The sequence below is a fragment of the Streptomyces sp. NPDC093085 genome (genome assembly GCF_040683935.1).
GTDB lineage: Bacteria > Actinomycetota > Actinomycetes > Streptomycetales > Streptomycetaceae > Streptomyces.
The window spans coordinates 100,252-111,889 of record NZ_JBFBFB010000020.1; the positions used below are offsets into that span (position 1 = coordinate 100,252).

At 72.9% G+C, this 11,638-nt stretch carries 15 protein-coding genes; 4 read left to right on the forward strand and 11 right to left on the reverse strand.

All coding sequences use genetic code 11. From position 1 onward, the window contains the following. Nucleotides 1–11: 11 nt before the first annotated feature. From AB0O07_RS34390 to AB0O07_RS34400, 3 genes are all read right to left on the reverse strand, one after another. Nucleotides 12–653, reverse strand: coding sequence for a PadR family transcriptional regulator (locus tag AB0O07_RS34390; RefSeq protein WP_365640983.1), 642 nt, complete (start codon nt 651–653; stop codon nt 12–14). Nucleotides 654–763: 110 nt separating this feature from the next. Further along, nucleotides 764–2,230 carry an aldehyde dehydrogenase family protein gene (locus tag AB0O07_RS34395; RefSeq protein WP_365640985.1) on the reverse strand — a complete coding sequence of 489 codons (1,467 nt, stop codon included), beginning with the start codon at nt 2,228–2,230 and terminating at the stop codon, nt 764–766. A gap of 63 nt (nt 2,231–2,293) precedes the next feature. Next, entirely contained in the window at nt 2,294–3,175 is an 882-nt protein-coding gene (locus AB0O07_RS34400; RefSeq protein ID WP_365640988.1) for a helix-turn-helix transcriptional regulator, read from the reverse strand. A 314-nt stretch (nt 3,176–3,489) separates the two neighbouring features. Here AB0O07_RS34400 and AB0O07_RS34405 point away from each other — a divergent pair, with 314 nt between their 5' ends. Beyond that, on the forward strand, nt 3,490–3,999 hold the full coding sequence (locus AB0O07_RS34405; protein WP_365640991.1) for an ATP-binding protein: 510 nt from the start codon (nt 3,490–3,492) through the stop codon (nt 3,997–3,999). 290 nt (nt 4,000–4,289) lie between these two features. Here AB0O07_RS34405 and AB0O07_RS34410 read toward each other — a convergent pair whose 3' ends face one another. The 5 genes from AB0O07_RS34410 to rpmG form a co-directional block, all read right to left on the reverse strand. Further along, complete coding sequence (locus tag AB0O07_RS34410) at nt 4,290–4,532, reverse strand: DUF397 domain-containing protein (RefSeq protein ID WP_365640993.1); 243 nt, start codon at nt 4,530–4,532, stop codon at nt 4,290–4,292. 417 nt (nt 4,533–4,949) lie between these two features. After that, nucleotides 4,950–5,222, reverse strand: coding sequence for a 30S ribosomal protein S18 (gene rpsR / locus AB0O07_RS34415; protein ID WP_365640996.1), 273 nt, complete (start codon nt 5,220–5,222; stop codon nt 4,950–4,952). Next, the gene (locus AB0O07_RS34420; RefSeq protein WP_365640999.1) at nt 5,219–6,487 is read right to left on the reverse strand and encodes a GTP-binding protein; all 1,269 of its coding nucleotides are present in this window, start codon (nt 6,485–6,487) and stop codon (nt 5,219–5,221) included. The genes rpsR and AB0O07_RS34420 overlap by 4 nt, the downstream gene beginning before the upstream one ends. Further along, entirely contained in the window at nt 6,487–6,750 is a 264-nt protein-coding gene (locus tag AB0O07_RS34425; protein WP_365641002.1) for a type B 50S ribosomal protein L31, read from the reverse strand. The genes AB0O07_RS34420 and AB0O07_RS34425 overlap by 1 nt, the downstream gene beginning before the upstream one ends. A gap of 97 nt (nt 6,751–6,847) precedes the next feature. Beyond that, nucleotides 6,848–7,012, reverse strand: coding sequence for a 50S ribosomal protein L33 (gene rpmG / locus AB0O07_RS34430; RefSeq protein WP_365641004.1), 165 nt, complete (start codon nt 7,010–7,012; stop codon nt 6,848–6,850). Between the two features lie 53 nt (nt 7,013–7,065). Here rpmG and rpmB point away from each other — a divergent pair, with 53 nt between their 5' ends. Genes rpmB through AB0O07_RS34445 form a run of 3 tightly spaced genes read left to right on the forward strand, consistent with a single transcriptional unit; the run spans nt 7,066 to nt 8,164 of the window. After that, on the forward strand, nt 7,066–7,302 hold the full coding sequence (gene rpmB, locus AB0O07_RS34435; RefSeq protein WP_365641006.1) for a 50S ribosomal protein L28: 237 nt from the start codon (nt 7,066–7,068) through the stop codon (nt 7,300–7,302). After that, complete coding sequence (gene rpsN, locus AB0O07_RS34440; protein WP_365641009.1) at nt 7,302–7,607, forward strand: 30S ribosomal protein S14; 306 nt, start codon at nt 7,302–7,304, stop codon at nt 7,605–7,607. The genes rpmB and rpsN overlap by 1 nt, the downstream gene beginning before the upstream one ends. A gap of 53 nt (nt 7,608–7,660) precedes the next feature. Continuing rightward, nucleotides 7,661–8,164 (forward strand): hypothetical protein, encoded by a 504-nt coding sequence (locus tag AB0O07_RS34445; RefSeq protein ID WP_365641012.1) that lies wholly within the window; start codon nt 7,661–7,663, stop codon nt 8,162–8,164. A 69-nt stretch (nt 8,165–8,233) separates the two neighbouring features. Here AB0O07_RS34445 and AB0O07_RS34450 read toward each other — a convergent pair whose 3' ends face one another. The 3 genes from AB0O07_RS34450 to AB0O07_RS34460 form a co-directional block, all read right to left on the reverse strand. Continuing rightward, nucleotides 8,234–10,618, reverse strand: coding sequence for an FUSC family protein (locus AB0O07_RS34450; RefSeq protein WP_365641014.1), 2,385 nt, complete (start codon nt 10,616–10,618; stop codon nt 8,234–8,236). Nucleotides 10,619–10,780: 162 nt separating this feature from the next. After that, a complete protein-coding gene (locus AB0O07_RS34455; RefSeq protein WP_365641015.1) occupies nt 10,781–11,320 on the reverse strand; it encodes a hypothetical protein in 540 nt (179 codons plus the stop codon). Beyond that, nucleotides 11,317–11,638: hypothetical protein (locus tag AB0O07_RS34460; protein ID WP_365641017.1), on the reverse strand; the 322-nt coding region annotated here is incomplete at its 5' end. The genes AB0O07_RS34455 and AB0O07_RS34460, both read right to left, overlap by 4 nt.

An 11,638-nucleotide genomic window follows, 5' to 3' on the forward strand; every position in this document is an offset into this window, starting at 1 on the left:
TTGATTAGAGATCAGAGCTGATCGCCGGGATCCGGGACCCCCGTCGCGTACGGGTTCTCCTCGCCCGGCCCCAGCACCCCGACAAAGGGCTCGCCCTCGCCCGCGAAGGTGTACGCCCCGCCCTCGATCCGCCGGATCAGGCCACGGGTCCACTCCTCGCCCGAGTCGGCCTCGTGGATCCAGAAGTTCATGATCTCGCCGATGTGGCCGAACTGCCCCGGGCCCTCCTCCGGCACATACGACGTGGTCACCTCGGCCCGCCACGCCTCGATCGCGCGGACCCGCTCGGTCAGCAGGGCGACCACCTCGGCGCGCGGCAGGTCGACCATGCAGCCGAGCCCCGCCGACAGGGCGTCCGTCTTCTGGTCGTACGTGGTCAGCGCGGTGCGCAGCAGCTTCAGATACTCCTCGCGGCCCGCGTCGGTGAGTTCGTACTCGGTCCGGGGCGGGCCGCCCGCCACGCTCGGCGCGGTCTCGTGCGCCACCAGGGCGCCCTGCTTCGCCAGTTGCTTGAGGGCGTGGTAGATCGAGCCGGGCTTGGCGTTGGACCACTCGTGGGCGCCCCAGTACTCCAGGTCGTTGCGGACCTGGTAGCCGTGGGCGCGGCCGTGCTGGCGGACGGCGGCGAGCACGAGCAGGCGGATCACTGACATGGGGCCAGGTTATGCAGTACGGCCCGGCCCCGGCGAAGGCCCCGGAGGAGGCCCCTGAGAAGGTCCTTGAGAAAGTCCTTGAGAAGGTCCTTGAGGAGGCCCCGGCGGGGTCAGACGGGGAACTCCGCGCGGCCGTGCTGCACCGAGATCCACTTCGTCGTGGTGAACGCCTCGACCGTGGCCTCCCCGTCGAGCCTGCCGAGGCCGGAGGACTTCTCCCCGCCGAAGGCGACCAGGGGGTCGTCCTGCACGGTGGTGCCGTTGACGTGCATCATGCCGGTCTCGATCCGCCGGGCGAATGCCACGCCCCGCTCGATGTCGGAGGTGTGGACGGCGCCGCTCAGCCCGTACGGGGTGTCGTTCGCGATCCGTACGGCCTCCTCGTCGCCCTCGAACGGGACCAGGAGCACCACCGGGCCGAAGATCTCCTGCCGGTGCAGCGCCGACTCCTCAGGCACCCCGGTGAGCACCGTCGGCTCCACCAGGTTGCCCCGGGTGCGCCCCCGTACGAGCGCCGTCGCGCCCTCCTCCAGCGCCTGGTCGACCAGGGCCGTCAGGGCCTCGGCCCGGGAGGGGTTGATGACCGGGCCTATCTGGGTGGCCGGATCGCGCGGGTCGCCGGTCCTGAGCGCCCGCACCCGCGCCACGAACTTCTCGGTGAACGCCCCCGCCACGCTCCGGTCCACCAGGATCCGGTTGGCGGCCGTACAGACCTGCCCCTGATAGGTGAAGCGGCTGGCGACCGCCGCGTCCACGGCGTGGTCGAGCCCCGCCTCGTCCAGGTCGTCCAGGACGACAAGGGCGCTGTTGCCGCTCAGCTCCAGCACCGTCCGCTTGAAGTGGCCGGCCGCGACGGCGCTGACATGGCGGCCCACCCGGTCGGAGCCCGCGAAGGAGATCACCTTCGGCACGGGGTGGGTGAGGAGCGCGTCGCCGATCTCCGCGATGTCCGTCACGACCACGTTGAGCAGCCCGGCGGGGAGTCCGGCGTCCTCGAAGAGCCTGGCTATCAGACCGCCGCCGGTGACCGGCGCGTTCTGGTTCGGCTTGATCACGACGGCGTTGCCGAGCGCCAGCGCGGGCGCCACCGAGCGGAGGGTGACCAGGAAGGGGAAGTTGAAGGGGCCGATGACGCCGACGACACCGACCGGCAGCCGGTAGACGCGGTTCTCCCGCCCGTCCACCAGGGAGGGCAGGATGCGCCCCTGCTCGCGCAGCGAGAGCTGGACCGCCTCGCGCAGGAACTCCCGGGCCGCGTCGACCTCGTACCGCGCCTTGCGCCGGGTGCCGCCGAGTTCGTCGACGATCGCCGCGACGATGTCCTCCGCGCGCTCCTCGACCAGCCGGAGCACCCGCTCGAAGACCGCCCGCCGCTGGTACGGGTTGGTCCGCGCCCACCCCGGCTGCGCGCGCTCGGCGGCGCGGTAGGCCGCGTCGACCTCCCGGGCCGTCGCGACGGTGATGGCCGCCAGCTTCTCCCCGTTGTACGGGTTGAAGTCGATGATGTCCCACGAGCCGCTGCCGGTCCGCCACTCGCCGTCGATGTACTGATGGGCCAGATCGGTGAAGTAGGACATGCGATCCCTTACGGCAGGCGCGAACTCCTGATGTGATGTCAGTGCTCTCATCGTACCGACGCCTCAGATCAGTTGGAGCAGTCCGCGCAGGACATCACGGCTCTCCTCCGGTCCGGGGCTGTCCTCCTGGAGCCGCTCCATCACCCGTTCGTACTGGGCGACTTCCTCCCTCTTGTCGAGATAGAGGGCGCTGGTGAGCTGCTCCAGGAAGACGATGTCGGAGAGGTCCGACTCGGGGAAGCTCAGCATGGTGAAGGCGCCGCTCTCGCCGGCGTGGCCGCCGAAGCTGAACGGCATCACCTGGAGCGTGATGTTGGGCTGCTCGGAGATCTCGATGAGGTGCTTGAGCTGCCCCCGCATGACGGCGCGGTCGCCGTACGGGCGGCGCAGCGCCGCCTCGTCCAGGACGGCGTGGAAGCGTGGCGCCCGCTCGGAGACGAGGGCCTTCTGCCGTTCGAGACGGAGCGCCACCCGGCGCTCGACCTCGGCGCAGGGGGCGTCCGGCTGGCCCCGGGTGACGACGGCGTGCGCGTACGCCTCGGTCTGGAGCAGCCCGTGCACGAACTGCACCTCGTAGATACGGATGAGGGAGGCGGCGCCTTCGAGACCGATGTACGTCTGGAACCAGCCCGGCAGCACATCGCCGAAGCTGTGCCACCACCCCGCGACATTCGCCTCCCGGGCGAGGCCGAGCAGGGCGGTGCGCTCGCCCTCTTCGGCGACCCCGTAGAGAGTCAGCAGGTCCTCGATGTCCCTGGCCTTGAAGCTCACCCGTCCCAACTCCATACGGCTGATCTTGGACTCGGATGCGCGGATCGAGTAGCCCGCGGCCTCACGTGTGATGCCGCGCGACTCGCGCAGCCGTCTCAGTTGTGAGCCCAGCAGGATGCGCCGCACCACGGAACCGCCCGATTCGGCTGCGGTCACGTCTCCAACCCTCCCCATCGCATGTGGTTCTCCTCGGAGTACCCCCGAACTCCAAGTGCCGGATTCTGCCATCAAAACGCTTCACCCCGTACTCATTCGATTACGGAAATAAGAAGGCTTTGCGGAGAGGGCGAAACTGGTCACAGGAAGAAATGAGCCGGAACCGGGACGGGAGCGACGAAGACGGGCGCGTGCACGTGCATCTGCCCTTGCATCTGCCCTACGCATTCGGAACCATGGGCCCCGCGCGGATACGCGTGTGACGCGATGTGCCGCTGAACGCTGAACCACCCGCAGTATCGCTACGGCCGCGAACCCCGGGGAGTGCTCGCATGGGGATGAATGGATCGACCATGCTGGAGCCCTTAAGGCAGGGGCTCCCTCCGATCGATCCCGCCGGGGCCGCCTCCACCGCCTCGTGCGCCCTGCCCGCCCGGTACGAAGCGGTGCGCGGCGCGCGGCAGTTCACCCGGACCACGCTCGCCCAGTGGGAGCTGAGCGGACGGTTCGACGATGTCGCGCTGGTCGTCTCCGAGCTGGTCACGAACGCGCTGCGGCACGCGCTGCCCGCGGACACCGTACGGGAACCGCACGAGCCTCCGGTGCGGCTCCATCTGATGCGGTGGCCGTCACGGCTGGTCTGCGCGGTGCGCGACCCCAGCACGGTGAGCCCGGCGACGCGCGAGGCGGACGAGGACTGCGCGGCGGAGTCCGGGCGCGGACTCTTCCTGGTGGAGTCCTTCAGCGACACCTGGGGGTGGCACCCGGTGGCCGGTTCCCTGCACGGCAAGGTGGTCTGGGCGCTCTTCCAGCTCCGCCAGGAGCGCGCGGGCCGGAGATGAGCGCGAGGGGCGGGACCGGCGGAGGCGGCCGGTCCCGCACGGCCGGCACGCGACCGGCGTGCGACTGGCCGAAAAGCGTCGCTGACGAGGCCGATTTCATGATCATCGGACTCAATGGTCTAGACCTCATGGGTGAAATTTCGGCCGGGAGTCGCGGAAGAACGGCGCGTTTTCACCGCACAGAAGTGCGAATTTCCGACGACCGCAGGTGCGACCGTCGGTAACCAGCCACCTGTTCGCGGGATGCGCCCGGCGCGGCAGTCGCCCCGGCCGCCGGTCCGGGAGCCGGCTCAGGCGCCCGCGACGAGATGGTCGAACTCGCCCGCCTTCACGCCGATGATCATCGACTCGATCTCGGCCGGGGTGTAGACGAGCGCGGGCCCTTCGGGGTGGCGTGAGTTCCGTACCGCCACATCCCCGCTCGCCAGTTTGGCGAACTCCACGCAGGAGCCCTGGGAGTTGCTGTGCCTGCTCTTCTGCCAGACGACTCCGTGAAGCTCTGTGGCCGCAATGCCGTTGTACACGTGGTGCACAGGACGCTCCCCGAGTTGCAAGGTGCAGGTGTCAACTGTCTCGGATCATAGCTGTGTTTCACGTGCGAACGCATGAGCATATGCACGTGCACGCGGGGTGGTGCTTCCGTTACAGAGACGGCGCCGGAGACCCCTGTGCATCCCGGGACCCCCGTATATTCCCGCGCCCAAGTGCGACGACTCGCGTCCCGCCGCTACAGAGAGAGACGCACGAGAGGGCCAGGAGGATCCCTCCCCGACCCAGTTTCCAGGTATTGGTCCAGTCCGCGACAGCGGGGGTCATGACACTCGGCTACCCCCGGAACGGCAGGAGACTCCCCCCGGTCCGCCGACCGGGGGGAGTCTCCTTGTCCGCCGCGCGCCGCCCGCGACCGTGGCCGCCGGAGCCCGCCGTGGCCGCCGGGGCCCGCCGGGGGCTCAGCGCGGGGCGGAGGCGTAGGGCAGCAGGCCCATCTCGCGGGCGTTCTTGATCGCGCGGGTGAGCTGCCGCTGCTGCCGGGCGCTCACCCGGGTCACCCGGCGGCTGCGGATCTTGCCCCGGTCGGAGAGGAACTTCCGCAGCAGGTCGGTGTCCTTGTAGTCGATGTACGTGATGCCCGCGCGGTCCAGCGGGTTGGGGCGCGGAGCGGGCGGCTTGCGGGAGCCTCGGCGGGCGGCGGGGCGTCCACCGGCGGGGCGGGGCGCGGTCATGAGACCTCCAGGAGGGTGTCGAAGGCGGGCGGCAGCCGCTTCCAGGCGGCCGGGCCCGCCCGGTACTCGGCATCGGTGAGCAGGCAGGATTCGAGGAGCCGCTCGATCCCGTCCCGGTCCAGGGCGGGCGAGACGAAGACCAGGTGCTGGCAGCGGTCGCCGTGGCGCGGGTCCCAGTCCAGTGCGGCGGCGGCCCTGCGCAGCGGCGGTACGCGCTCCCAGTCGGCGTCCGGCAGCGAGGCCAGCCAGGGCCCCGTGCTCTCCACACAGAGCGCGCCGCCCGCCGCGTCCCAGGCCAGCAGGGTGTCCGGCCGGTCGGCGAGCCAGAACCTGCCCCGGCTGCGGGCCGCCGCGCAGCACAGGTCCTCCAGCGCCTCGTAGAGCCGGCCGGGGTGGAAGGGGCGGCGCCGGTGCCAGACGTACGTGGCGACGCCGCACTCGTCGGCCTCCTGCGGGAGCAGGGCGCAGGCGGGGTGCTGGCGGGCGGCGGCGGCCTCGATGTCGAACCCGGCGAGCGCGGCGGCGGCGAGCGGGCCCGCCCGACCGCCGGCGGCGAGCGGGCCCGCCCCCGGCGGCCCTTCCTCCGGCGGGTCGATGGGCACCTGGGTGGCGGTGGGGTGGAGCTGGGCGAGGAGGGCGCGGTCCTCGTCGTCGGCGAGCGGGCTGTCGGCGATGGCGAGGACGGGCGCGTACTCCATCTGGCGCGCCCAGGTGTCCGCGACGGTCCGCTGGTCGGAGGCCGCGGCGGCGAGCCCGGCGTCGGCGAGGTCGTCGCCGTTGCCGAGGTACGGGAGGATCAGCGCCGGATCGACGGCGGTCACCACCGAGGTGACCACCAGCGGCGCGCCGTGCGCCGCGACGACCTCCGCCATGGCGCGGGGCTCGACGGAGTCCCAGAGTTCGACGACGGCGAGCCGGGTGAGCCCGGCGTCCGCGATGCGCTCCAGCTCCGGGACGAGGTCCTCGCGCAGCGCGCAGCAGGCACAGTCGTTGACCAGGGGCGCCTCCCCGTACGACACCGTCTCGGTGGCGTCGCGGACGGTCCGTACGACGGTGCCCCGGCCGGCGGCGGTGGAGAGGTCGTGGTGGAGCGCGACGCTGCCGGGCACGGTCTCCAGCAGCCGCTGGACGGCGGCCTTGCGCGCGTCGGCGTGCAGCCCCCCGACGATCGCGACGGGCAGCCTCCCCCGCTCGGGACCGGAACCGGGTTCGGGGCCAGGGCTGGGGCCGGAGCCAGGGCCAGGGCCGGGGCCGGGGCCGGGCATCAGCGGGCCTCTGGACGGCGGCGGCCGTAGCGGCGTTCGAAGCGCTCGACGCGTCCCGCCGTGTCGAGGACGCGGGCGGTGCCGGTGTAGAAGGGGTGGCTCGCCGAGGAGATCTCCACGTCGATCACGGGGTAGGTGTTGCCGTCCTCCCACTCGATGGTCCGCCCGCCGCCGACGGCGGTCGACCGGGTCAGGAAGGCGAAGTCGGCCGCCTTGTCGCGGAAGACGACGTGCCGGTACGCGGGGTGGATTCCGGGCTTCATGTGTCAGGGACCTCGGTTCTGGTTTCTCGGTTCTCGGCGCTCGGCGCTCGGCGCTCGGCCAGTTCTCGCTGCTCAGCGCTCGGCCAGTTCTCGCCGCTCAGCGCTCTTCGCGGAAGTCGACGTGGCGGCGTACCACCGGGTCGTACTTGCGCAGGGTCATGCGGTCGGGGTCGTTCCGGCGGTTCTTGCGGGTCACGTACGTGTAGCCGGTCCCGGCGGTGGAGCGGAGCTTGACGACCGGGCGTAGTTCGTTGCGGGCCATGGGGTTAGTATATGGAAATGATTTCCATTAACAAAGAGAGCGAGGTGTGACCCTTGTCCGCCCACTGCCAGCTCACCGGGGCCAAGCCGGGCTTCGGCAACCAGATCTCCCACTCGCACCGGCGCACCGCGCGCCGTTTCGACCCCAACATCCAGCGCAAGCGGTACTGGCTGCCGAGCGAGGGCCGGCATGTCCGCCTCACGCTCAGCGCGAAAGGGATCAAGACCGTCGACACGATCGGCATCGAGGCGGCCGTCGCCCGGATCCGTGCGCGCGGGGTGAAGGTCTGATGGCGAAGAAGAGCAAGATCGTCCGCAACGAGCGGCGCAAGGTGATCGTCGAGCGGTACGCGGTCCGCCGCGCCGAGCTGAAGGAGATCCTCCGCAACCCCGCCACCGGCGATACGGAACGGCTCGCGGCGGAGCGGGAGTTGCGACGTCAGCCGCGCGACGCCAGCGCCACGCGGGTCCGTAACCGCGACAGCGTGGACGGCCGGCCCCGGGGCCACCTGAGGAAGTTCGGGCTCTCCCGGGTGCGCTTGCGTGAGCAGGCCCACGCGGGATTCCTTCCCGGGGTGCGCAAGTCGTCCTGGTAGCTTGGCGCGGTCCGGCCACCGACGGGCCGGCCAGCGACTAGGGGGGACAAGACGTGCACAAGTTCGTACGGACCGGGGCCGCCGCGGCCGGGCTGGCCGTCGCGCTCACGCTCACGCTGACCGGGTGCGGCAGCAGCGGTGACGACAGCGACAACTCCACCGGTAAGCCGGCGCCGACGCCGACCGACTCGGCGCCGGCCTCGGCCGGCTCCGACTCCGGTGCGGACGCCGCGAGCGTCGAGGGGACGTGGGCCGGGGTGACCGACGGCAAGTCGGTGGCCGTGGCGGTCGCCTCGGGGCAGGTCGCCGTGGTCGCGGGCGAGCATGTCTGCCAGGGCACGATCGAGGACATGGGCAAGCCGATGTTCTCCGTCAAGTGCGGTGACGGCGACACCGAGCGGACGATGGGCTCGATCGAGTCCAACGACGGCAAGACGCTGGTGATCTCGTGGAGCGGCGGCACGAAGGACACCCTGAAGAAGACGGCGGCCGGCCTCCCCACGAACCTGCCGACCAACTTCCCGACCAGCCTCCCGACGGACCTGCCGACGGGCTGACGGATCGCTCGCTCGGGCCGACGGGTCGCTCACCTGGGCCGACGGATGGGCTCATGGGCCGTGGCTCCCTCAGGGGAGCCGCGGCCCTTCGGCGTTCTCGGGGGGCTCGGGGGGCTCGGGGGCCGGTGTGGTCCCGGGTTCGGTCAGGGCCGCCGAGACCTCCTCCAGGGCGTCGAGGAGCAGGCCCGCCCCGTTCCGTACGAACGCGGACTGGCTGCCCTCCGGCGGGCCCTCGCCGTTCTCGCCCTCCTCCTCGGCGTCCCAGCGGGCCAGTTCCGCGCGGACCGCGTCCCATGTCGGGACGCGACCTTCCCGTACCGCCTTCGCGCCCTCCTCCGTCGCCTCGCGGAGGGTACCGGCGAGGGCAGCCGCCGCCGGGACAGGGGTGGCCCCGCGTTCCGGAAGGTGGGCCTCCAGGAGCATCGCGACGCGGGCGAGCTGGGCGAGGGCCCGGCCCGCCGCGTCGGCGGAGGTGCTGGACAGGCCCCGGTGGCGCACCGGTTCGTGCGTGGCGCGCTCCTTCGACGTGCGCCAGGCGATCCGGGCGGTGCGGGTCGCGAGCAGGGTCTCGCGCACCCCGGCGCCCTCGCCCCCTCCCTCTTCGCCGGGGCCGCCTGCCGGCCCGGCCCCGGGGCGGGCGTAGCGGCCGACCACGGCTGCGGCGTACCGCCCGTCCGCGCGCAGCCAGTCGGCGAGGCGGGACCGGAGCCGGGGGGTCTCCCAGGCCGGGTAGGCGGCGTACGAGGCCATCGCGAGGACCCCGCCGAGGAGGGTGAGCAGGGCCCGGTCCCGTACGGTCTGCGAGACCCCGGCGCCCGCCATGCCCAGCAGGAAGACGACATAGGCGGAGACGAAGACCTGGCTGAGCGCGTAACTGGTGCGCAGCGTCAGGTACATCAGGCCGGCGCTGACCACGGCGAGCGCGGCGGAGAGATAGCCGACGGGGTGGGCGGCCTGGACGATGCCGGTGGCCAGGGCGACGCCGACGAGGGTGCCGAGGAGGCGGGCGGTGGAGCGGCCGTACGTCTGGGAGAAGTCGGGCCGCATCGTCATGACGACGGTCATCGGCGCCCAGTAGCCGTGGCCCAGCGGCAACGCGGCGCCCAGGACATACCCCGCGCAGGTGGCGACCGTGACCCGTACGGCGTGGCGCAGGATCGGGGAGCCGGGCCGCAGCTCGCCCCTGATGTCGCGGAGGACGAGGGGAAGGAGGCGGAACAGCCCCGGCCGGTCGCGGTGGGCGCCGGCGCGTCCCGCGGTGCCGGAGACGGTACGCGGCACGGCGTGTGGCCCTGGGGGCGGGGCCGCGTCCGGGGTCGGGGCTGGGCCCGGTCCCGGGGCGGCGTCAGAGGCACGGGCGGCGCCCGGATCCCGACCCGCGTCCGGATCCCGACCCGCACCCGGATCTCGCCCCGCGCCCGACTCCCGCCCCGCGTCCGGATCCCGGCCCGCGTCCGGGTGGGCGACGACGTCCGTCTCCACGACGTCGTCGAGGAGGTCGAGCAGCGGGACGAGCCGGCCCGCCGCGCGCCGGGCGGGGCCGGTGAGGGGCGTCCCGCCGGCGGGCGTCCGGAGCGCGGCGACCGCGCCCGGGTCGAGATGGACCGGGGTGCCGTGGCGGACGGCGCGCGCGGTGGAGTCGAGCACGGAGCCCGCCGCGGCGAGGAGTTCGCGCACCCGGTCCCGCTCCGGCCCCTCGGCCGCCGCCCCCACCGCCGGGTCGGCGAGCGAGGCGAGCACGGGCCGGATCCGTTCCGCGAGCCCGCGCGCGCCGTGCAGCTCGACCGGGCGCCGGCGGGCCTGCCAGGGGGTGACGGCGGCGGCGCTGCGGGCCGTCATCAGGGGTTCCGGATCGAACGGCGCGGTCGGGTCGTGGCGCAGCCGGCGCGCGTAGTCGCCCAGCGCGGCGAGGGCGTCGGCGAGCGCGTCGCGCTGGAGGCCCCAGCGGCGTACCGGGAAGACCACGATCATCCCGGCCTGGACGACCCCGCCCAGGGCGATCACGGCGGCGTGCCCGGCGGCGGTCGCGACGGAGGTCGGGAGCGTGACGGTCACGAGCATGATGGCGACGTTGGACGAGGCGATGTACCCGGCGGTGGGCCCGGCGGTCCAGGCGAGCCCGGCGAGGAGGGTCCAGAGGGCGAGGAGGCCAAGGAAGAACCCGGAATGAGCCCCCGTGAGATACCCGAGAAAAGTACTGACGGCGAGGCTGGCCCCGGAGGCGAGCGCCAGCACGGGCCGGGGCCGCCAACTGCGCTGGAAGGTGGCGATCCCCGCCTGGAACGCGCCGAACGCGGCGCTGGCGGCGAAGGCCGGCCCGAAGAGCGCGAGCGTCCCGAAGAGCACCACGGCGAGCCCAGCGGCCCCGCGCCCCGCGACCAGCGGCTCCAGCCGCCCCCGCTCCACACCGAGCCCGGAACGGGCGGTCTCCTTCAACGCCCGGAGCCAGCTCATGGGGCGAGGGTAGCGATTTGTACGGGTTCAGTGGGACAGGGGCGGGATGGGGTGGCGAAGTGCTCGGCGAGGAGCCATCCGGTGACCGTGTAGGCGGCGAGGGCGGCGCTGACGACGAGCACGGTCCGTACGACGCGTATGGCCTGTGCGGCGTCATCGGGATCAGGACGCATACGCCGCCCGGGCCCGCCGCCGGAACGGGAGCCGGAGCCGGAGCCGGTCGAGCCAGCGGGGTTTGTGCCTGCGGTGTCTGCGGCGCCCCGGGGGCTGCGCGTGGCGCGGCAGTACGTACGCGGGCTGGGGCCGGTACGGGGGTCTTCGGTACGGGGGTACGGGCACGGGCAGCGCCCTGAGGGTGTACCGGCCGCTGAAGTCATCGGCGTCGAGAGCGAACTCCGCCCCGCCCAGCAGCCGTTCCCGCGCCGCCCGCTGCGCGCGGGGGGTGTGGCACCAGATCCGCAGGACGGTGGGCACGTCGGGATCCGGGGACCATACGGGGACGAGGGTGCCCCGTGGTGTCCATCCGGTTCCCGGGCCGGGGTCGAGGCCGTTGGCGATGCGGCGGGCCTGCTGGCGCAGGAAGACCAGGGCGGCATCGGCGGTCACCGCCTGGCGGGCGGCGAGGACGACTCGTACCAGGGTGCCGGTGGCGGTCGGTCCTTCGCAGACCACGGTCACGTTGTAGAACCGGGCGGTGCTCATGCCGGGCGCCACCCGGTGGGAGGCTCAGCGGGGGGTGTGGCCGGGGGCCGCTGCCGCCGGTGGAGTTCGGCCAGGGCACGGAGCTGGGTCCGCTCCCGCTCCGTCGCGGGGCGTACGGCGTTCAGGGTGGCCTGCCAGGTGTGCCCGGAGGGGCGGACGAGGCAGACCAGTGATCCGGCGAAGGAGCTGATGAGGCCCGGCATTTCGGTCCGCCGGTCGTACACCGCCATTCCGACCCGCAGGCCGGACAGCGCGGGCAGTGAGGACGGACCGGACTCCGCGCCGGACGGGGTGGACGGCAGGGACCGGCGGCGCGGC